The following is a 370-nucleotide window of genomic DNA, read 5'->3' on the forward strand; positions in this document are numbered from 1 at the left end:
ACCCCTACCCACAGCTCATCCCCTCAGTTTTCAACCTAAGTGGGTTCGGGCCTCCACGACGTCTTACCGTCGCTTCACCCTGGCCATGGGTAGATCACTCCGCTTCGGGTCCATGACATGCGACTCTGGGCGCCCTATTCGGACTCGCTTTCGCTACGGCTCCCCCACACGGGTTAACCTCGCCACACACCGATGACTCGCAGGCTCATTCTTCAAAAGGCACGCCATCACAGCCCGAAGACTGCTCTGACGGATTGTAAGCGTCCGGTTTCAGGTACTATTTCACTCCCCTCCCGGGGTACTTTTCACCTTTCCCTCACGGTACTAGTCCGCTATCGGTCACCAGGGAGTATTCAGGCTTACCGGGTGG

General features: G+C 57.8%; 1 rRNA gene. It reads right to left on the reverse strand.

What is annotated here, in order from left to right:
• Window positions 1-370 (reverse strand): 23S ribosomal RNA (locus IU476_RS35700); the annotation flags it as partial.

It is taken from the genome of Nocardia blacklockiae (assembly GCF_015477355.1).
In the GTDB taxonomy this organism is placed as follows: Bacteria; Actinomycetota; Actinomycetes; order Mycobacteriales; family Mycobacteriaceae; genus Nocardia; species Nocardia blacklockiae.